The organism is Gordonia sp. Swx-4 (assembly GCF_030316175.1).
Classification (GTDB): Bacteria; Actinomycetota; Actinomycetes; order Mycobacteriales; family Mycobacteriaceae; genus Gordonia; species Gordonia alkanivorans.
Genome location: NZ_CP128197.1, coordinates 2,561,916 through 2,580,990, shown reverse-complemented (window position 1 = coordinate 2,580,990; position 19,075 = coordinate 2,561,916). Strand labels below are relative to the sequence as shown.

20 protein-coding genes and 1 pseudogene are annotated in these 19,075 nt (G+C 65.9%); 10 read left to right on the top strand and 11 right to left on the bottom strand.

Translation table 11 applies throughout. The annotated features are described in order from the left end of the window. Positions 1 to 85: 85 nt before the first annotated feature. From PWF70_RS11785 to PWF70_RS11770, 4 genes are all read right to left on the bottom strand, one after another. On the bottom strand, positions 86 to 484 hold the full coding sequence (locus PWF70_RS11785; protein ID WP_050918651.1) for a TraR/DksA family transcriptional regulator: 399 nt from the start codon (positions 482 to 484) through the stop codon (positions 86 to 88). Between the two features lie 53 nt (positions 485 to 537). Further along, positions 538 to 957 carry a hypothetical protein gene (locus PWF70_RS11780; protein ID WP_006357585.1) on the bottom strand — a complete coding sequence of 140 codons (420 nt, stop codon included), beginning with the start codon at positions 955 to 957 and terminating at the stop codon, positions 538 to 540. A gap of 74 nt (positions 958 to 1,031) precedes the next feature. After that, the gene (locus PWF70_RS11775; RefSeq protein ID WP_006357586.1) at positions 1,032 to 2,537 is read right to left on the bottom strand and encodes a protein adenylyltransferase SelO; all 1,506 of its coding nucleotides are present in this window, start codon (positions 2,535 to 2,537) and stop codon (positions 1,032 to 1,034) included. Between the two features lie 46 nt (positions 2,538 to 2,583). Then, positions 2,584 to 2,787 carry a zinc-ribbon domain-containing protein gene (locus tag PWF70_RS11770; RefSeq protein ID WP_006357587.1) on the bottom strand — a complete coding sequence of 68 codons (204 nt, stop codon included), beginning with the start codon at positions 2,785 to 2,787 and terminating at the stop codon, positions 2,584 to 2,586. Positions 2,788 to 2,870: 83 nt separating this feature from the next. Here PWF70_RS11770 and PWF70_RS11765 point away from each other — a divergent pair, with 83 nt between their 5' ends. Continuing rightward, positions 2,871 to 3,605, top strand: a complete 735-nt coding sequence (locus PWF70_RS11765; RefSeq protein ID WP_006357588.1) for a DUF6319 family protein — start codon at positions 2,871 to 2,873, stop codon at positions 3,603 to 3,605. 7 nt (positions 3,606 to 3,612) lie between these two features. Here PWF70_RS11765 and PWF70_RS11760 read toward each other — a convergent pair whose 3' ends face one another. Then, entirely contained in the window at positions 3,613 to 4,017 is a 405-nt protein-coding gene (locus PWF70_RS11760) for a VOC family protein (RefSeq protein ID WP_006357589.1), read from the bottom strand. A gap of 82 nt (positions 4,018 to 4,099) precedes the next feature. After that, a complete protein-coding gene (locus PWF70_RS11755; RefSeq protein WP_006357590.1) occupies positions 4,100 to 4,900 on the bottom strand; it encodes a crotonase/enoyl-CoA hydratase family protein in 801 nt (266 codons plus the stop codon). Positions 4,901 to 4,977: 77 nt separating this feature from the next. Here PWF70_RS11755 and PWF70_RS11750 point away from each other — a divergent pair, with 77 nt between their 5' ends. The 7 genes and pseudogenes from PWF70_RS11750 (at position 4,978) to PWF70_RS24220 (ending at position 11,679) form a co-directional block, all read left to right on the top strand. Then, positions 4,978 to 5,526, top strand: coding sequence for a YceI family protein (locus PWF70_RS11750; RefSeq protein ID WP_006357591.1), 549 nt, complete (start codon positions 4,978 to 4,980; stop codon positions 5,524 to 5,526). Between the two features lie 149 nt (positions 5,527 to 5,675). After that, positions 5,676 to 6,476, top strand: a complete 801-nt coding sequence (locus tag PWF70_RS11745) for a hypothetical protein (protein WP_006357592.1) — start codon at positions 5,676 to 5,678, stop codon at positions 6,474 to 6,476. A gap of 424 nt (positions 6,477 to 6,900) precedes the next feature. Beyond that, positions 6,901 to 7,614 (top strand): ABC transporter substrate-binding protein, encoded by a 714-nt coding sequence (locus tag PWF70_RS24140; RefSeq protein WP_006357593.1) that lies wholly within the window; start codon positions 6,901 to 6,903, stop codon positions 7,612 to 7,614. Next, entirely contained in the window at positions 7,527 to 8,141 is a 615-nt protein-coding gene (locus PWF70_RS24135) for an ABC transporter substrate-binding protein (RefSeq protein WP_336619232.1), read from the top strand. The genes PWF70_RS24140 and PWF70_RS24135 overlap by 88 nt, the downstream gene beginning before the upstream one ends. Positions 8,142 to 8,188: 47 nt before the next feature. After that, positions 8,189 to 10,955, top strand: a pseudogene (locus PWF70_RS11735) (ABC transporter permease subunit). Next, positions 10,952 to 11,425, top strand: a complete 474-nt coding sequence (locus PWF70_RS11730; protein WP_006357596.1) for an ATP-binding cassette domain-containing protein — start codon at positions 10,952 to 10,954, stop codon at positions 11,423 to 11,425. The pseudogene PWF70_RS11735 and the gene PWF70_RS11730 overlap by 4 nt, the downstream one beginning before the upstream one ends. Next, the gene (locus PWF70_RS24220; protein ID WP_006357597.1) at positions 11,377 to 11,679 is read left to right on the top strand and encodes an ATP-binding cassette domain-containing protein; all 303 of its coding nucleotides are present in this window, start codon (positions 11,377 to 11,379) and stop codon (positions 11,677 to 11,679) included. Before PWF70_RS11730 ends, PWF70_RS24220 begins: the two co-directional genes overlap by 49 nt. Positions 11,680 to 12,072: 393 nt before the next feature. On the opposite strand, the gene PWF70_RS11725 is transcribed toward PWF70_RS24220, so the two are convergent. From PWF70_RS11725 to PWF70_RS11710, 4 genes are all read right to left on the bottom strand, one after another. Beyond that, positions 12,073 to 12,729, bottom strand: coding sequence for a cytochrome P450 family protein (locus PWF70_RS11725; protein WP_286352966.1), 657 nt, complete (start codon positions 12,727 to 12,729; stop codon positions 12,073 to 12,075). Between the two features lie 229 nt (positions 12,730 to 12,958). After that, positions 12,959 to 14,209: an NAD(P)/FAD-dependent oxidoreductase gene (locus tag PWF70_RS11720; RefSeq protein ID WP_006357600.1), complete on the bottom strand. Its 1,251-nt coding sequence runs from the start codon at positions 14,207 to 14,209 to the stop codon at positions 12,959 to 12,961. Next, positions 14,206 to 15,594 carry a cytochrome P450 gene (locus PWF70_RS11715; protein ID WP_006357601.1) on the bottom strand — a complete coding sequence of 463 codons (1,389 nt, stop codon included), beginning with the start codon at positions 15,592 to 15,594 and terminating at the stop codon, positions 14,206 to 14,208. Before PWF70_RS11715 ends, PWF70_RS11720 begins: the two co-directional genes overlap by 4 nt. Before the next feature lie 19 nt (positions 15,595 to 15,613). Beyond that, complete coding sequence (locus PWF70_RS11710; RefSeq protein ID WP_006357602.1) at positions 15,614 to 15,934, bottom strand: 2Fe-2S iron-sulfur cluster-binding protein; 321 nt, start codon at positions 15,932 to 15,934, stop codon at positions 15,614 to 15,616. A 172-nt stretch (positions 15,935 to 16,106) separates the two neighbouring features. On the opposite strand from PWF70_RS11710, the gene PWF70_RS11705 reads away from it, so the two are divergent. Both PWF70_RS11705 and PWF70_RS11700 read left to right on the top strand, forming a co-directional pair. Further along, positions 16,107 to 16,742, top strand: coding sequence for a TetR/AcrR family transcriptional regulator (locus PWF70_RS11705; protein ID WP_040004000.1), 636 nt, complete (start codon positions 16,107 to 16,109; stop codon positions 16,740 to 16,742). Positions 16,743 to 17,049: 307 nt separating this feature from the next. Continuing rightward, a complete protein-coding gene (locus PWF70_RS11700; RefSeq protein ID WP_241548944.1) occupies positions 17,050 to 17,982 on the top strand; it encodes a substrate-binding domain-containing protein in 933 nt (310 codons plus the stop codon). 3 nt (positions 17,983 to 17,985) lie between these two features. Here PWF70_RS11700 and PWF70_RS11695 read toward each other — a convergent pair whose 3' ends face one another. Further along, on the bottom strand, positions 17,986 to 18,852 hold the full coding sequence (locus PWF70_RS11695; RefSeq protein ID WP_040004005.1) for a formate/nitrite transporter family protein: 867 nt from the start codon (positions 18,850 to 18,852) through the stop codon (positions 17,986 to 17,988). Positions 18,853 to 19,075: the final 223 nt, after the last annotated feature.

Here is a 19,075-nt window from a genome sequence, read left to right as displayed (position 1 = left end):
CGCCTTCCGGTCTACTCGGTCGGTCGCAAAGCCATGCGTCTTCCGGCGAACTCGGCACAATCCGCTCGGCGTGGCAACTTCGTGTTCACCACCGGCGGGATGGGTTCCGTGCCGCGCATCGCACGCATTGCCGGGCCGCGGGGAGGACCTCGAGTCGCTCGGGGTCGATGACCTCGCCGCACGTCTCGCAGCGGCCGTACGCTCCGCGACCGACGCGCTCGAGAGCAGCGTCGATCTCGTCCAGACGAACCCGCGATCGTTCGAGCTGGGCGACCAACTGGCCACGCTCGACGGCGAGTGTCGTCCCCTCCGGATCGTGTTCATCGTCGGAGGCGGCGTCCGCGGTCGACTCGATGACGGCGGCCAGACTCGCAGACAGTGATTCGATGAGCGTCGCGGTTCTCTCGCGCTCGGCGATCAGCGATGCTTCCGATTGGTTCGGGCCGGAGTTCGGGTCGGAGTGGATCACGTTGACCGAGCCCAGGTCTGTGGTCGACTCACGGCTCAAGTTGTACGCCGCAGGTACGACGTTCTCGGTCACGCATGAACGTCGCGGAGACCGACGGCGCCGCGCAACCCTGAACAGTTGACGCACCCCACGCAGCCGACACATCCAGCGCACCGCCGGCACAGCAGACAGGCCACGACACCGACACTGCCGGCGACCCCGAAACTGATTGCGGTGGCGACACTTCCGGCGACGAGCAGGCTGGCCATCGTCGCCGCCGAACCCGTGACGATCGCGCTCGCGACCGTAGCCGCCGAGGAACTGACACCGGCGCTGGCCACCGTGCCGGCCGACCCGGCGACGGCAGCGCTCGCGACGGTGCCGGCCGAACCGGCCACCGCCAGGCTCGACGTGGTCGCGATCGAGCCGGCGACCGCGGTCGAGTTCACGGTCGAGGGTGATTCGACGACAGAAGTCTCATCGCGGGTGAGTGTCCACATGATGTCCATGGTCGCGCAGTCGGAACACGCACGCAGGGGGTTCGGGGGCAACTCACCGGTGTTCCGCGGAACACTCCCGACACTCAGGTCCCGCAGAACGTCTGGAACGACGAGTTGAACTCGTCCGAAGCAGGCGCGGTGTACTTGACCCATTCGACGCGCCGCTCGAACGGGTGCGTCACGACGTCGAGTAACTCCTCGAACGGCGCGAGGTCACCCTCGTGCGCGGCGCGGAGGGCGGCGTCGACCATGTGGTTGCGTGGGATGTAGAGCGGGTTGACCTGATCCATCGCGTCTGCGGTGGTGTCGTCGTCCCGGCCGTGATCGGCGAGCGTCTCGCGCCATCGTGCGAGCCAGGGCGCCGAGACCTCCCGTGGGAGGAGTAGGTCGAGTGGAGCCGTTCGTCCGCGGAGTTCGTCGGCGAGCGCCCGGAAGGCCCCGGTCCAGTCGGCGCGGTGTTCTGCCATCAGGGCCAGCAGGTCGTCGATCAATGCGTGGTCGACAAAGGTATCGGCCAGCCCCAACTTGGCGGACAGACCTTCGTTGAGGTGCTGCTCGTACAGACCGTCGAAGGTGGACAGCGTGGCGGTCGCGATGGCGATCGCCTCGTCCGGCGTGGGGCTGATCAGCAAGAGAAGCGTTTCGGCGAACCGTGCAAGGTTCCATTTCAGGACGGCGGGCTGGTTCCCGAAGGCGTAACGCCCGCCCTGATCGATCGAGCTGAACACCGCTGCCGGATCGAAGGCGTCGACGAATGCGCACGGCCCGTAGTCGATGGTCTCGCCGGAGATGGTGGTGTTGTCGGTGTTCATGACACCGTGCACGAACCCGACGAGCATCCACTGGGCGACGAGGCGGGCCTGACGGTCGACAACGCCCTCCAGCAGCTTCGCGTAGCGGTTCCCACCACCGGTGGTCGGCAGGTCGGACAGGTCGGGGTAGTGGCGAGCAATCGCATAGTCGGCGAGGGGTTGCAGGATGTCGCCGTTGCGGGCGGCGAACTCGAAGGTACCGACCCTCAGGTGACTCGCTGCGACGCGCGCGAGCACGGCTCCGGGCTCGACACCGGTGCGGTGAACGCCGCGACCCGTCGCCACCACCGACAGTGACCGGGTGGTGGGCACGCCGAGAGCGTGCATGGCTTCGCTGACCAGGTATTCGCGGAGCATCGGTCCGACGACCGCGAAACCGTCTCCTCCTCGCGAGAACGGCGTCGGACCAGAGCCCTTCAACTGCATGTCGACGCGGTGACCCTCGACGTCGAGCAGTTCACCCAGCAGAAGTGCCCGCCCGTCGCCGAGCAGTGGGGCGTATCCGCCGAACTGATGTCCGGAGTACGCCGTCGCCACCGGTTGCCCGTCGGCGGGCACGGCTGCGCCGGCCAGGATCGCGACCCCGTCGTCGGAGCGCAAGGCCTCGACGTCCAACCCCAACGACGATGCGAGCTGTTCGTTCACGACGAGGAGCTGCGGATCGGGCACGTCGGCTCCCCGCCATTCGACGGTGAGCGGCGTCAGCTCATCGACGAAAGTGCTCTCGAAGCCGGTGATCGCGTCGGACGTGCGGGCGGGGGAGTCGGTGGCAGCCACTCTTCGAGCGTAACCACTCGTCGCGCTGCCCGACTTTCGCTGATGTCTACAGTGCGATGGCGGCGCCGCAGATGCCGCAGGCCTCGAACTCGCGCCGTCCCCAGCGCGCGATCGGGATGAAGAACACGGTGAACTGCTTGAACTCCCGCATCCGGGTCCACTGGGTGGTGTTGTGACAACGGGGGCACGTACGGGTCTGTCCTGCGCCGAGTTGCTGCTGCTTGGGGCCGTATCCGAAGACGAAGAACACTCCGTCATCGTATGCACGACCGCGACCGGCCCGTCCGGACTGGATCGAGACCCGGCACCCGTCAGTCGCACGCGCGTGCGAACATGGGACGCGTGAGCTCGCAGAAGAGGACCGGCCTGACCGCCGTTGACCTGGAATCTCTGTCCGCCGCACTCGCGGCCGGCAAGCGCGTGACCGTCTACCTCCGTGACCCGATGCCGTCCCTCGGACTCGACGCCGGGACTTCGGCGCGGGTTCTGTCCGTCGACGGTTCGACGGTGACGGTGCGGCCCAAGGGCGTCGACGATCAGTTGCCCTTCGAGGCCGACGAACTGCAGCGCGCACGTTCCGCCTCAGCACCCGCGAAGGCAGCCCCACGGTCGCCCAGGACCGCCCCTGCCGACCCGACACCGTCGGTACGCCCTGCGCCGACACCGAAAGCAGCTGCAGTGGAACCGAAGCCGACGCCCGAGCCCACTACGCGTCCGGAGCCCGCACCGCCGCGATCGGCCGCGCCGAAGTCTGCTCCGGCGAAAGCTGCTCGACGGTCGAAGAACACGACAGCGGCGGTGAGCGTGACCATCACGTCAGCGGGTGAGAGCCTCTGGACGGTGTCGGTGGCGCACGGGAGTAAGAAGGGAAAGCCTGCTGAGGTGACCGCTGACCGCGTGGCCCGCGCGATGCAGGAACTCGGCGACGACGCAGCGATCACGGCCGTCGACGAGGTCATCGAATCCGCGCGCGAGGCCGCGCAGAGGAAGATCGAGGAGCTGACGCGCGAACTCGAGAACGCACGAGCAGCGCTCGCTCACCTCGACGTCGGGCCCGCCGAGAGCTGACTCGAGTTCATCCGGCCGGCGGGGCGAAGAACTCCAGCGCGATGTTGTCCGGGTCCCGGAACGATATCCCTGATCCGTAGTGGGCGTGCTTGATGCCGCTGTGCGCGATTCCGGCCTTGTCCAGACGGGCAACCCATTCTTCGAGTTCGGGCCGAGTGCAGGCGAATGCGACATGGTCCAGTCCGACGTTCCGCTCGTCGAAACCGTCAGCATCCGACCCGCTCGAACTATGGGTGTGGAGTCCGAAAAGCGTTCCGCCGGCGAGTGCGAAGACCGTGTGATGGAAGTTGCCGGATTCCTCGTCCTCGTCCAAGACCGGTTTGGCGTCGAACAGGGTCTGGTACCAAGCGGTACTCGCAGCAAGGTCACTCACGGTGATCGCGACGTGGGTGAGAGCGGGAAATGCAGGCATCGGATGCCTCCTCCCAGGAAGGGCGCCGGATGGGAACTCCGGACGCACCGACCAGTTTATCGCCGCAGCCAGAGTTCAGGCCTCAGTCCGGGTCGGTGAACCGAGGTTCCCGGCGGGCCAGGCCGGCGTGCACGGCCTCGAGCTGGTTCGGTGAACCGATCAGCTCGACCTGCAGTGTGCTCTCCAGCAGCAGCGCGGCCGATGGGTCGGTACCGGTCCAGGTCTCGTCGTAGAGGCGCTTCGCGGCGCGCACCGCGTGGGGCGACTTCGCCGCGATCTGGTGGGCGAGGTCCAAGGCGCAGGCGAGCGGGTCGTCGGCCGTGCCGGTGACCAGCCCGAGCTCGTGGGCCTCGGCTCCCGAGAGCACACGACCGGTGAAGGTGAGTTCTTTGGCCACGTCGGCCCGAAGGAGGCGCGGGAGCGTCTGGGTGATACCCATATCCGGCACCAGGCCCCACTTCACCTCCATGATGGACAGTCGTGCGTCGGGGGTCGCGTAGCGGATGTCGGCGCCGAGCGCGATCTGCAGGCCACCTCCGAAGCAGTTGCCATGGATCGCGGTGATCACCGGCGCCGGCACGTGACCCCAATCGAGAGACACCCGCTGCGCCTGGTTTCCGCGGTCGGCGTCGTCTCGATCCAGCAGAGAGTCGGCGAGCCCATCGCCGCCGAGTGATGAGATGTCGAGGCCGGAACAGAAGCTCTTCCCGGCTCCGTGGACGACGACCGCCCGCACTCGACGATCCGCCGCCAGGTCGCCCGTCACCGCGAGCAACGCGTCGAACATCGCGGGGTCCAAGGCGTTGTGCTTGTCCGCCCGATTGAGCGTGACCGTCGCGACGCCCGCATCGTCGACATCGAGCAGAATCCGTTGTTCCGTCATCGTCTTCACCACCTCGCCGTGTGTCGTCGGCCGTGCGATGGGCCCGGCCACGTACTCCGAGCGCTTACACTACGGCGGTGGCGGAATCAGTCTGGGAGTTCACCGAATCCGATGGTTCGGTCGTCGTGCACACCGATGTGGGCGGGCGGGCGGCACGCACCGGCCACCGACTGACGATCGCGATGCGCACCTGGTCGGCGTCGGTGACACTGACCGACGACCTCGTGCCGACGAACCTGAGCGCCACGATCGCGGTCGACTCGATGCACGTGGAATCCGGGGAAGGTGGACTCACCCCGATGACCGGTGCCGAGAGGTCACTGGCCCGCATGAACGCCCTGAAGTCCATGGGCGCCGACAAGTACCCCGAGATCACCTATGCGGCAGATACATTCAGCACTACGGACGGTGGTTACCGAGCCGACGGAGTGCTGACGATCCACGGTCGGTCACACCCGCATGGGCTGGACCTGCAGGTCGTCGAGACCGCCGATGGTTGGCAGATCTCGACCGAGTCCACCATCACTCAGAGCGACTTCGGGATCAAACCGTATTCGCTGATGATGGGCACGCTGAAGGTCGTCGACGACGTCCGCGTCGTCGTCGAGGTGGCCCGCACTCGCTGACCAGCGGTGGCCGCGCGCCTGACTTGGCTCCGGTGCGAGTGCGTTCCGGTCGGTACGCTCGATGGTGCGCGATTTGTCCGCCAGGTCCGTCAGCCCTCGCGGGCTTGCGCCGGACGAGCCCGTCGGACACGCACGAGCTGGAGAGAACCATGGAAGCACTGATCCTGATCGCCGTCATCGTCCTGATCGTCGTCGGGGTGGTGGTGATCGCTCAGCAGCGCTCGGGCACCAACGCGGCCCGAAACCTGGACGACGCGAAGGCCGACGCCCGACAGGCGATCGAACGGCTCGGCGGGCAGGTGTTCATGCTGATCGGCGACGGCCCGGCGTCGAAGCAGGCTCTCGCCGACGCGGGCGAGCGCTATACCGCGGCGGGGTCGCAGATCGAGCAGGCCAACTCACCCGCGCAGGCGCGCCTGGCCAAGCAGACCGCCATCGAAGGCCTGTACTACATCCGCGCGGCGCGGATCGCGATGAACCTCGATCCCGGTCCCGCCATCCCCGAACTCGAGGGCCGGCAGAGGGCGGGCAAGGTCACCGAGGATCGGAAGGTCGAGTTCGAAGGACGCCAGGTCGAGGCGTCGCCCAACCCGTCTGATCGGACGCCGAACTACTACCCGGGTGGCCGTGTCGCCGGGCGGCCGGTTCCGGCCGGCTGGTACTCCGAGCCCTGGTGGCGGCCGGCGCTCGTGGCGGGCGCCTGGGGTGTCGGATCGATGTTCCTGTTCTCCGCGATGTTCTCCGGCATGGCCGGCGTCCCGTACGACGCCCAGGGCTTCGAGAGTGGCATCGGCGATGGATCCGACATGGGAGCCATCGACGGTGGCGCCGGAGGCGACGACTTAAGCGGGGGTGCCCCCGGCGGCGATGGCGGTTTCGGCGGAGACGGTGGTTTCGGTGGAGACGGCGGCGGTTTCGGTGATTTCGGTGGCGGAGGATTCGACTTCTGATCGACCTGAGGGGCATCGAAAACCGCGGTGTGTAGCCATCTTCGAGATGTCCTCCACCGGCAACGACCGCTCGGCGACTCGTGGTTCGATGTGCGGGTTTTGCGGCACGGTCCGCTCAACGGCGAAGAGGTCTCAGTACCTGGAATGGGCATAGACGTATAGCAAATGGAGCATCTTCGCATCCGCATGATGAGCCGGATGCAGCTCCTCCGCGACACAGACTAGAGCCGGCCTTGTCGACCCACTCGTAGCTTCCACCCTCGAACCCACTGGTCAGCGCACCGGCTATGGGTCAATCGCCCGTCCTTCGATTTTGGTGACACAGGTCACTCGACGCCCATATAGTTACCCAATGCCACTTAGTCATCTAAGTGACAGAGGACGGCGGCGCCGTTCCTGATCCCCAATTGAAAAGGACACACCGATGAAACCGTTCAGAGGCTCGCGCGTCGCCAAAGTGGTGGCCGCATCGTTCGCGGTGGTCGCGCTCAGTGCGACAGCTGCATGTGGCAGCGACGACAGCGGTGACGGCTCCGCGTCGGAGAGCGTCGCCGCACCGGAGGGTTCCTTCCCTGGGACTGCGGCCAGTGGCGAGCCGGTGAAGATCGGTCTCATCAACAACGAGGGCGGACAGGCCATCTCGATGCCCGAGAACCGGGAATCGGCCGAAGCCGTCGTCCAGTACGCCAACGAGAACCTCGGCGGAATCGGTGGCCGGCCCATCGAACTGGTCATCTGCAAGCAAGGTGAAGACGCCAATCAGGCCCGAGACTGTGCCAACAAGATGGTGGAGGCCAAGGTCTCTGCCGTCCTCATGACCAGTAGCGGCCAGGGCAATTCGATGGTCCCGATCATCACCGGGGCCGGCATTCCCTACGTTTCCGCAGCGGGTCAGGCATCGTCGGAGCTGACCACCGACGGCGCGTTCATGTGGACCGCAGGCCTGCCCGGCGCGCTCACCTCGATGGCGAAGTACTCCGCCAACCAGGGCATGAAGAACGTCACGGCCTACGTCATCGAGTCCCGGCAGCGACCGCCGGTGTCCAGGCGATGGGCGCCCCCGCCTTCCAGGCCGCGGGAGTCAACCTCAAGGTCGTTCCGATCCCGCCGGGCACCCCGGACGCCACTCCGCAGGTGAGCGCGGGCCTCGGCGACAACCCCGACGGTTTGGTCGTCATCGGTGAATCCACCCTCTGCACATCGGTGTTCAAGGCACTGGGCACGGTATCGACGACGGCCGAGAAGATGACCATCCAGCCGTGCTCCGATCCGGCCGTGGTGGAAGCGGTCGGCAACCAGAACCTCAACGGCACCAAGGTCTTCACCGCCTCGGTCATCAACGCCGACGATCCCGAGACGCAGCTCTACAAGGCGATCATGGCCAAGTACGCGCCCGACACCGACATCGAAGGATTCGCGATCATCGGTTACCAGGGCATGCTCGGCCTGGTCCGCGCAACCGAGTCGGTCCAGGGGACGGACACGTCGCCGGCCGCGTTGACCGCCGCGATCAAGTCCGCCAAGGACGTTGTCCTGCCGGCCGGTTACGGTCTCAAGTTCACCTGCGACGGCAAGGCGATGCCCGGCATGGTCTCGGTGTGCGGCAGCGGAGGAATCGTCGAGACCTTCGAAAACGGCGAGCTCGTCGACCCCCAGCTCGTCTGACCTGACGAACGTTCACCACACCCGCACGATCATCCGGAAGTCGGTAGATGACCCAAGATATTCAGTTCTTGCTCCTAGGGCTCGGCAACGGCGCTGTCTACGCAGCATTGGCACTGGCCCTGGTCATGACCTATCGGAGTTCGGGTGTGGTGAACTTCGCCACCGGTGCCATCGCGCTGTACATCGCGTACACGTACGCGTACCTGCGCGACGGCGAGCTTCTCATCCCGATCCCGGGGTTCCCCAAGACAATTGATCTCGGGGGACCCCTGGGATTGGCACCCGCCATGGTGATCGCACTCCTGATCGCCGCCGGCCTCGGCGCCCTTCTCTATCTCTGCGTGTTCCGAATGCTCAGGACCGCACCAGCCACGGCCAAGGCGGTCGCCTCGATCGCCGTGATGTTGGTGATCCAGGCTCTGCTCGCCGCCCGGGTGGGCACCAGCCCGGTGTCGGTGGATGCGATCCTGCCCACCGACATCATCGAGATCGGAGACATCCGCGTTCCCGCCGATCGCGTGTGGATCGCGGCACTGGTCGTCGTGCTGACGGTGCTGTTGATCCTCGCCTTCCGCCTGACCCGATTCGGTCTGGCCACCCGGGCAGCCGCCGAATCGGAGAAGGGCGCAATCGTCGCGGGCCTGTCACCCGAGCGCATCGCCTACGCCAACTGGGCACTGTCGACGATGATCGCAGGTCTGGCAGGCATCCTGATCGCCCCGACCGTCCCGCTGATCCCGGTGTCCTACACGCTCTTCATCGTGCCGGCCCTCGCCGCGGCGCTGGTCGCCAACTTCTCCGCGATCGGTCCGGCGGTCGCCGCCGGTCTGGGAATCGGTGTCTTGCAGTCGGAGATGACACATCTCCAGGCATCCGTCAGCTGGATGCCACAGTCCGGGATGGCCGAGCTCATACCCCTGGCGATGATCCTGATCTTCCTGGTGGTGCGCGGCAAACCCCTGCCGACCCGTGGTGCCATCATCCAGAACACTCTGGGCGCCGCACCGCGACCACGAAACCTGTTGATCCCCGCCATCGTCGGTATCGTGGTCGCCCTCGGGTTCCTGATCTTCACCGAGGGCAGTATCCGAGGCGCGGTCATCGTCACCTTCACGGTGGCGATCATCGCCCTGTCGCAAGTGGTGGTCACCGGGTTCGCCGGTCAGATCTCGTTGGCGCAGTTGACCCTTGCGGGAGTCGCCGCGTACACGATGTCGCGCCTGACCACCGATTGGGGCCGTTCCGTTCCCGATCGCGCCGGTGTTGGCGGCTCTGGTGGCGACGGTGGTGGGTGTCGTCGTCGGACTCCCGGCACTGCGGATCCGGGGCTTGCCGGTCGCGGTCGTGACGCTCAGTCTCGCGGTGTTCCTGGAGGCGTTCTGGTTCCGCAACAACGAGTTCAACGGTGGGATCGACGGGGCGGTCGTCCAGGATCCGTCGCTGTTCGGTCTCGACCTCGGCATCGGCTCCGGAAGTACCTATCCCAACATCGCATTCGGCATCCTGTGTCTGATCGTCCTGACGCTGGTCGGCCTGGGCGTCGCCCGGCTGCGGACCAGTCGTCTGGGTGCCTCGATGCTGGCCGTTCGCGCCAACGAACGCTCCGCCGCCGCCGCCGGGGTCAACGTGTCACGAACAAAACTGGTGGCCTTCGCAATCGGCGCGTTCATCGCCGGGATCGGCGGCTCCCTCATGGCCTATCAACAGACGGTGGTGGTTCCCGAATCCTATGCCGCCATCGCCGGAATCGGCATGTTCGCACTGGTGTACCTGGCCGGCGTCACCTGCGTCTCCGGCGGCGTCCTCGCGGGCATCATGGGCGCCGGCGGCATCCTGTTCGTGCTGCTCGATCGCACGGTCAACCTGGGCACCTACTACCACGTCATCACCGGCGTGCTCCTGGTCATCACCATCATCGCCAACCCCGAGGGCATCATCTCCGAGGTCCACAAGGCGGCGAACTGGTTGCGCGCCAGGATCTCCGGCCATCGGGACACCGAGGCCGAACTCGACCTCACCATCTCGTCCGAGGCCGACACCAAGAACGCCGAGGGGCCTCGCGCGCCTGGGGAAGTCATCCTGTCGTCCAAGGGAATCGGCGTCCGGTACGGCGGCGTCACCGCCGTCGACGATGTGTCGTTCGACGTGCGGGACGGGGAGATCATCGGCCTGATCGGTCCCAACGGTGCCGGGAAGACCACGTTCATCGACGCCATCAGCGGGTTCGCCGACGCGACCGGCAGCGTGACCCTGGAGGGTGACAGCCTCGACGGGCAGCGCCCCTATCAGCGCAGCCGCCACGGCCTGGGTCGCACGTTCCAGGGGATCGAACTGTACGACGACCTGTCGGTCCGTGAGAACGTCGCGGTCGGAACCACCGCCGCCCGGCATCGCCCGGACACCGCGACGCTGGGGGACGAGGACCTGGACCGCCTCTTCGAGCTGTTGCACCTCACCCCGGTGGTCGATCGCCAGGTGAAGGAACTCTCGCAGGGGCAGCGACAACTCGTCTCGGTCGCCCGGGCACTCGCCGGCCGCCCCCGGGTGGTCCTGCTCGACGAACCTGCCGCCGGACTCGACAGCACCGAGAGCCTGTGGCTCGGACACCGCCTCCGCGCGATCCGCGATGCTGGGGTGACCGTCGTGATGATCGACCACGACATGGAACTGGTTCTCGCAGTGTGTGATCGGATCGTCGTCCTCGACCTCGGCAAGGTGATCGCCATCGGAACCCCCGACGAGATCCGCAACGATCCCGCTGTCACGAGCGCCTACCTCGGCGCCACCCATACCGGCGAGGAGCTGAAGGGATGAGCCACGTACTCACCTGCACCGGCGTGGATGCCGGATACACCGGTCGCCCGTGCGTTCGAGGATTCGATCTCGAGCTCGCCGCGGGGGAGGTGCTGGCACTTCTCGGCCCCAACGGCGCGGGCAAGACGACGGTACTGATGACACTGGCCGGGTTGCTCCCGAGCCTGGCCGGCGAGGTGTCCATCGACGGTCACACGGTGAAGTCCGGACACGCACGGAGCGCGGCGAAGGCCGGGCTGGTGTTGGTTCCCGACGACCGTTCGTTGTTCACCTCGCTCACCGTCGAGGAGAACCTTCGGCTCTCCGTCAGGTCTCGGCGTTCCTGGCCGACGGAACGGGACACCATCGTGGAGACCTTCCCCCAGCTCGCCGACCGGCTCAAGGTGCCCGCCGGTGCACTCTCTCCGGAGGCGAGCAGCAGATGCTCGCGATCGGACGGGCTCTCGTGCAGCACCCCAAGGTCCTGCTGATCGACGAACTCAGCATGGGCCTGGCGCCGGTCATCGTCGAACGCCTGCTGCCTATCGTCCGCGCCGTCGCCGACAACACCGGCACCGCAGTGATTCTCGTGGAACAGCACGTTCAACTCGCCCTTGGTGTCGCGGATACCGCGATGGTCATGCGGCACGGAAATCAGGTACTGCAGGGCAATGCGTCGGAGCTGGCCGCGACACCCGAGGTGATCGAGAACGCGTACATGGGTGAGGCGTTCGCTGGACCCTGACATCGCGGTGGTGTGCCACACGCCACGACTACGGGGCGGACGTCCGCGGCTGTGACCTGCGAGGACCATCGTTCTGCGGTGTCGAAACCGGGGCCTCGGCCGTGTCCGTACAGAGGTCGTTGTCAGCCAGTTTCCTGCGCTGCGCGCCGGCGAGGATCCGTCAGGAACGAAGGTGCATCGAGGTGTCGCCGACGTGGGTGATGTCGCCGTAGTCGCGACTCGCGAAGTGCCACTCACCGTCGTCGACAACGAAAGTGTCATGGTGTCGGCCGATCATGACGACGTACTCTCCGTCCGGCCCGTGCTGCACCACCGTGTACGCTGCCCGCACCGACCCGGTTGCCGGAGACGAACACTTCCGCTCGGCCGAAGAGCTCTGCGACACCTGTGAGGTCACCGCCATCCAAGCGTTGAACGTAACTGCGCAGCAGGGCCGTGATGGCCGAAGTCGGAGATCCCATCAGCCGTGGACTCGGACGGCCAGCGACCGGAGGCGGCGGACGAGAAGGCTTCGCTCCCAATGAGGATCGGCGGTGTCGACGGTGGGGATCCGAGCAGTTCGGCGACAACCGCCATCGGCAAACGTTGGGCGACGGCGGCGACCCAGTCGATCCGGCCGTCGCGGAGCCCTTCGGACCACAAGCGCTCGACGGTGACGTCGATGAACGGTTCGAGTGCACGAACCCGCTTGGCCACCAACGACGGCATGACCATCGCACGGTGGGCTTTGTGACTCGGGTCGTCGACCGTGGCCAACACATGGATGGGGGAGCCCAACTCGGCTATCGGGTACTCCTCGACCTTGCCGCCCTCTTTCCACACCATCGTCGCGGTGAGGTTGGAGGAGAAATCTTCGGGCCGTGCTACCGCCTCGGCGATCGCATCCCATCCCGTGACGAGATAGAAGTTCGAGTCACCGACACGGCTGACAGGAGCGGCTCGGGTCAGAGCGGACAGTTCTGGATACGGATCGTCAAGATCATGCACGCCACAAGGGTGTATGCCGTTGTCCCGCGCACCTAGCAGTGTCGGCAGGGTCGATACGATCACGGCATCGATCCGACCTGCGATTGTCTCAACGTGACGCTTCGAACTGCGGTTTGTCTCTGGGTCGTGGTGTCATGTCGTCTCACGGTGAGATCACGCTGACGGCTGCCGACATCGACCGGAACCGGGCCCGGGCTGGAGAAGGCCAGTCGGCGACGGGCTCGATCGACTGCCGCAGCGGTCGTCCAGCGACTCAGGTCAGCCGTGTCACCGGTTGGCCGGGGTGATCGCGCTATGCGGTCGCCTTGTTGCGAACCGACGCGAGTTGAGACGCGATCGGTATGTCGAGATCGGCAAGTGCATCGCGATCGACCGGCAGGCCCTGTGTCAGAACACGTTTGCTGAACATGAACTCTTGCGGACGATTGACGCAGTCGGCTGCGATCAGTTCTCCCGCTCGCAGGTAGAAGCAGGCGAACTCGCGGTCCGACGTCGGGTCCCCGCGGAGTACGACGCTGTCGTACCCGGTGTTGAGTCCGGCGATCTGCAGCTTGAGGTCGTATTGGTCTGACCAGAACCACGGAAGAGCCGAGATCGTCGCCTCCTTGCCGCACATGGTGGCGGCGGCGACCTTGGCCTGCTCACCGGCGCTCGGCACCGACTCGAGTCGCGTCTTCCCGTACCGCTCATCGTGATACGCGACGCAGTCTCCGGCCGCGGTGATGTGGGGGTCGCTCGTGCGGCCGTGCGCATCGACGATGATGCCGTCGTCGACGGCGAGCCCGGCTTCGTGCGCGAGCTCGATGTTCGGCCGGACGCCGATCCCGACGATCACGAAATCCGCAGGTACAGTCTCGCCGTCGGCGAGGCGTACCCCCGTCACGCGATCTGTGTCGTCGTCGCCCTCGAAGCCGACGACGGTCGCACCGGTCCGGATGTGAACGCCCTCTGCTTCGTGGATTCGACGGAAGTAGTCGGAGACCTCCGGAGCGGTGACCCGCTGCAGGACACGGTCGGCCGCCTCCACGACGGTGACAGAGAGACCCAGTTTGCGCAGCGATGCCGCTGTCTCGAGTCCGATGTATCCGCCGCCCACGATGACGGCGCGCTTGCTGCCGGGAACATCGGCGCGGATCGCCTCGACGTCCTCGGCCGTCCGAAGGTAGTACACGCCGCCGAGGTCGGCTCCCGGAATCCGTAGGCGCACTGGGCGAGCACCGGTACACAGGGCGAGCCGGTCGTAGTACACCGACTCGCCATTCGTCAGGACGACGCGCTGTTCGGCGCGGTCGATGCGTTCCACTCGAGCACGACGAACCTCGATGTCCTGCTTGTCGTAGAACTCGGTGCCGCGGATCAGCAGGTCGTCGATCCCGACGGTGTCCGCCAGGTACGTCTTCGACATCGGCGGACGGTGATACGGCAGGTACGGCTCGTCGCCGACCAGGACGACCTCGCCGTCCCACCCCGACGACCGAAGCTGCGCACTCAGTTGGGCGCCGGCATGGCTGGCCCCGACGACGACCGCACGCCCCGTGGTCATGACCGTGTCTTCGGCGTGAGTTCGACCATCAGCTTGCTGTAACCACGGACGAAGTTGGACTGCACGTACTCGGGTTCCTCGATGACCTTGATGTCATCGAAGCGCTGCAGCAGTTCTTCCCAGAGGATGCGCAGCTGCAGTTCGGCGAGACGGTTGCCCATGCACCGGTGCACACCGAAACCGAATGCCATGTGGTTGCGGGCGTTCGGCCGGTCGATGATGAGTTCGTCGGGGCTGTCGAACTTGGTCTCGTCCCGGTTGCCCGAGGCGTACCACATCACCAGCTTGTCGCCCTTGCGGATGAATTGGCCGTTGAGAATCGCATCCTTCTTCGCGACCCGTCGCATGTACGCGAGCGGGGTCTGCCAGCGGATGATCTCCGACACCATGTTCGGGATCAGGCTCGGATCAGCCTTGAGCTTCTCGAACTCGGCGGGGAACTTGTTCAGTGCGTAGACACCGCCCGACATCGAGTTGCGCGTGGTGTCGTTTCCGCCGACGATCAGCAGCGTCAGGTTGCCGATGAACTCCATCGGACGCTTCACTAGGTCGGCGGTCTTCGGATCGGACTGCAGCATGCTGATGAGGTCGAATCCCGGTGCCTCGCCGGCGGCGCGTCGTGCGGCCTTGTCGTGCCACAGCGCGCTGAAGGCACGGGTCATCTCCAGGGCTGCCGCGTACACCTCGTCGGGATCGCTGGCGCCGCCGGTGGCCTCTTCGCTGCCGGACGCGAGATCGGACCAGCGGACGAGACTGCGCCGCTGCTCGTACGGGAAGTCGAGGATGGTCGCCAGGGTCCGGGCGGTGATCTCGACCGAAACGCGATCGACCCAATTGAACGGTTCGCCGACGGGAAGGTTGTCGAGAACCTCGCACACGCGTTCCCGGATCAGCCCTTCCATCTCCTTGAGATTCTTCGGGGCGACGACGCCCTGAACGGCGCGACGCTGCTCGTCATGCCGCGGCGGGTCCATCGCGATGAACATCTCGACGTCGAGGCCCGGTGGGGGAGTGCCGATCACGATGAAGGGTTCGGCCGAGAAGGTCTCGTGGTCCTTGTCGACTGTCATGATGTCGTCGTAGCGGGTGATCGACCAGAACGGGCCGAACCGGCTTTCCGGCTGATAGTGGACCGGCGCCTCGGCGCGGAGGCGAGCGAAGTAGGGAACCCACTGCCCCTGCCGGTACATGAACGGGTTGCTCATGTCGATCTCGTCCAGACCGACTTCGTTGACCGGCGGGATAGGCTGCTCCACATAGGTTTCCGGCCGCGACTCGCCGAGCAGGCGAGCACGCGTCTTGTGGAAGAGCTGGAGGCCCTGAACCTGACGGTCCAGCGGGATGTTCGCCTGCACCGTCTCAACGACGCGGTCGAGGATCTGCATCAGTGGTTCTCCGATCGGTTCAGAACTGGAATTCGGGAAGATTGACGATGAGGCCGTCGTGCTCGGCGTTCAGCGCGATCTGGCACGACAGACGCGACGTCGCCTGGCAGTCGGGATTCATCTCGAGCATCTGCTCTTCGGCGACAGTGCGGCTGCCGGCCGCGGCGGCCCACTGCTGCTCGACGATGACGTGGCAGGTGCCGCAGGCGGCGTCGCCCCCGCAGTCACCGTCGATTCCCGACACGCCGTTGTCGGTCGCTACTTGCATCAGGTTCTGTCCCTCGACGAACGGGACCTCCTGCTTTTCGCCGTCGTGGGTGACGAAGGTGACGCTGGCCATGACTTCCTCCTCGGGTTGGGCTGCCCCCGGTGTGACGATTGCCACGTGTTGGCGCTGTCAACATGAGAATGGCCCACGATGTTGTCCTTGTCAACATCCGTTGGCACACATGTTGCCCGTGTCGCGTTCACCCAGGTAGGAGGACTGCACACGCGTCGGTAGAGTGACCGCCATGGCATCGGAGCGCAGCACCTACCACCACGGCAACCTTCGCAATGCCCTCATCGACGAGGCGTGGGAGCTGGCGCGCACCAGCGCGCCAGAGAAGGTGACCGTCCGCGAGGCGGCGCGTCGCGCCGGCGTTTCCCACAACGCTGCCTACCGGCATTTCGCGGACCGCCAGGAGCTGATGACGTCGATCGCCGATCGTGCCCTCGCAACACTCGCCGACTTGATGCGCGAGCGGATCGCGACGGTTCCCGACGACCAGGCCCCCGGGGAGGTCGCACGATCCCGGTTCCGGGAGACCGCACGTGCCTATGCCCTCTTCGCGATCGACGAACCGCATCTGTTCCAGGTGGCGTTCCACGCCGAGTTCTCGCGACCGGGTGTCAATCCGGACGTGTCCGCGCGCCGCGACGGCCCGTACGCCATCCTGCACAGCGTCCTCGACGAGATGGTGGCAGTCGGGGAGATCCCGCCGGAACGCCGCCCGGACTCCGAGATCGTCTGTTGGGCAGCGGTTCACGGATTCGCCGAACTCTGCATCAAGGGACCGCTGGGGTTGTTACCCGAAGCCGAGCGCGAGAACTACTTCGAGCGACTCATCGGCACGATCCTGCACGGACTGAAGGCCCCGCTCGGCTGACCCGTGAACTTCTGCGTCGCACGACGTTTCGACACTTCTCCACGGATTGCCCACCACCGGTGTTGAGCTGACGTATGTTCACCTGAACCCAATGCCGAGGGATTCGGGTATCTCCGCACGGGCGACTCCGCAGCAAACGCCGCTCCGGAACGATCGAATACCGCGGAAGAGGTACCGGATGTCAACGAGAGGTCGTCGGTGTCGTACGACGCGCCTGATCGCCGCCATAGCCGTCAGCGGTCTGGCAATTGTCAGCTCTGCGTGCAACCAAGAATCCGACGCGAGCACAGGGGAGTCGCTGCAGATTGTGCTGGGTTCGCCTCCACAGGCGTCGCAGATCCCATTGGTCTACGGCGTCGACCACTACGGCGGGGACCTCGGGCTGAACCTCAGCGTCGAACAGAACGTCACGATCACCGACACGCACACCGACGCGGTGAAGACCTCGTCCGACGCCGATGCCGAGGTTCTGGCGACGTCGTTCTCCGCGATTCTCGATGCGCGGAAACGGGGCGAGGACCTCAAGGTGTTCTGCCCGTACGTCAGCATGGACGACTTCGTTCTGGCCGGCGCGAACGGTGTGAACACGGCCGGCCAGCTGTTCGAGACGTCGACCCGCGTGGGCATCGACAGCCCGGGCGGCGCCGGCGCCATCGTCCTCAACGCGCTGTTGAGCGGCATCGGCGAGCCCCGGGACGTCCACGAGATCCCGAATCCGAAGATCATCGAAAGCTCAAGCGCCCGAACCGAAGCGTGGGCTACAGGACAGCTCGACGCCACCGTCATCCACGACACGCAGTACGACGCCGCCCACTCAACGGTGAACCGGCCGGTCCTGATCGCCACCCTTTACGAAAACTCCCCCGGTTTCGTCAAGGTGGCCCAAGCCGCCGAGGCGGACTGGCTCGCACAGAATCGTGAACTGGCCGCGCAGTACTGCGCCACCACGCTGCGGGCGATGAAGGAACTGAAGAGCGACTTCGCCGTCTTCCGGGCTGCGGTCGGCGCGTACGTCGAAGAACCGCCGTCCGACCAGTCACTCAGAGAGCTCTACGACCTCATCCAGAAGTATCCGTTCTGGACAGCAGACGGCGGGCTCTCCGACGAGAGTGTGGAATTCATGATCGACATCGCTACCGAGTCGGGCGTCCTGACCGGACCGATGAATGCCGCCGATGTCGTCGACCGGGAGACTCTGCGTAGGGCCGTCGAACTCGCGAACACGCCGTCGACGGGGTAGTACTCACTTCCTGCCTGAGGGCACGTCGTTGCGGTCGGAGTCGGGCCCGGGCGCTTGGCGTTCCTGCTCGACCAGTTCCTTGGTCCGGAGCAGGCGCAAGGCCGTCACCAGCACGATGCCGCCGATGATGTTGAACACGACGGTGTACCAGAACCATGACAACCACCCGACGACGGTGACCCCGCCGCCGACCTGGATCGCTCCGAAGATGAGCAGCGAGTCGAGGACGGAGTGGAACAGCTGTAGACCCGCCAGCAGAAACGCTGTTCCGACAGTCGCCGCGATCTTGGCCGGGTCGGACGACGTGCCCTGCTGCATCCGGGTCAGGAGAGTCATGACGGCTCCACCGAGTACCGCCAGACAAATGCTCTGCAACGACAGCGGGGCGTCGACGAAGTGGTGTGCCGACTCCGACAGGGTCTCGTTCCATTCCGGAAACGATCGCGTGATCAGCCACATGATGACCCAACCTCCGAGGAGGTTGGCGAGCAGTGTGCCGACCCAGAGCTTGATCAGCTGAAGAACAGACCCCTTACGCGCCACCACCGCGGCGATGGGCATCAGGAAGTCCTCGGTGAACAGCTCGCTGTGCGCGAGGTATATCGCGATGAGTCCGATGCTGAAGGCGAGGCCTCCCAGGAGGTGGCTGCCGGTTTCGTGGACGACGGCCAGCATCGCCATGACGCCGAGTCCGACCTCCAGCCCACCGAAGAAGCCGGTGATGAGAACTGTGCGCACCGCCCGGTACAGGCGTTCGGTGCCCTCGGTCACGACTTCGTCGAAGCTCTCCTCGAGTTGCTGTTCGAGGGGGCCGTCCGCGCGACCGGCCGCGCGTCGGTCGTCCTCGTGGTCCCGCTGGTTCGCAGTCATCGCCATTCCTCTCGGAACGCGGGGCAGGCGCCACGCACCGCCCCTGCGCGGTCCCGCGCTGCTGCAGGTGCGACCCGAATGCTACGCGTCGTCGACGACTACGCAGGGGAACCGACCGATGCACGGCCGGTGTGCGTTGATGACGGTCGGTGGGCGGGCTCAGGTACGAGGAGACCGAACAGGTTGCGACTCATTGTTTCCGGCCGACGAAACCCCCAGCGGT

Bases quoted from the DNA above. Each gene is read 5' to 3' on its own strand.
- PWF70_RS24140 (WP_006357593.1), top strand. From the start codon at position 6,901: ATGAAACCGTTCAGAGGCTCGCGCGTCGCCAAAGTGGTGGCCGCATCG.
- PWF70_RS11755 (WP_006357590.1), bottom strand. From the start codon at position 4,900: ATGACGGAACAACGGATTCTGCTCGATGTCGACGATGCGGGCGTCGCG.
- PWF70_RS24220 (WP_006357597.1), top strand. From the start codon at position 11,377: ATGCTCGCGATCGGACGGGCTCTCGTGCAGCACCCCAAGGTCCTGCTG.
- PWF70_RS24135 (WP_336619232.1), top strand. From the start codon at position 7,527: ATGGGCGCCCCCGCCTTCCAGGCCGCGGGAGTCAACCTCAAGGTCGTT.
- PWF70_RS11715 (WP_006357601.1), bottom strand. From the start codon at position 15,594: ATGCAGATCCTCGACCGCGTCGTTGAGACGGTGCAGGCGAACATCCCG.
- PWF70_RS11745 (WP_006357592.1), top strand. From the start codon at position 5,676: ATGGAAGCACTGATCCTGATCGCCGTCATCGTCCTGATCGTCGTCGGG.
- PWF70_RS11765 (WP_006357588.1), top strand. From the start codon at position 2,871: ATGGGACGCGTGAGCTCGCAGAAGAGGACCGGCCTGACCGCCGTTGAC.
- PWF70_RS11760 (WP_006357589.1), bottom strand. From the start codon at position 4,017: ATGCCTGCATTTCCCGCTCTCACCCACGTCGCGATCACCGTGAGTGAC.
- PWF70_RS11780 (WP_006357585.1), bottom strand. From the start codon at position 957: ATGGACATCATGTGGACACTCACCCGCGATGAGACTTCTGTCGTCGAA.
- PWF70_RS11695 (WP_040004005.1), bottom strand. From the start codon at position 18,852: ATGACTGCGAACCAGCGGGACCACGAGGACGACCGACGCGCGGCCGGT.
- PWF70_RS11730 (WP_006357596.1), top strand. From the start codon at position 10,952: ATGAGCCACGTACTCACCTGCACCGGCGTGGATGCCGGATACACCGGT.
- PWF70_RS11710 (WP_006357602.1), bottom strand. From the start codon at position 15,934: ATGGCCAGCGTCACCTTCGTCACCCACGACGGCGAAAAGCAGGAGGTC.
- PWF70_RS11705 (WP_040004000.1), top strand. From the start codon at position 16,107: ATGGCATCGGAGCGCAGCACCTACCACCACGGCAACCTTCGCAATGCC.
- PWF70_RS11720 (WP_006357600.1), bottom strand. From the start codon at position 14,209: ATGACCACGGGGCGTGCGGTCGTCGTCGGGGCCAGCCATGCCGGCGCC.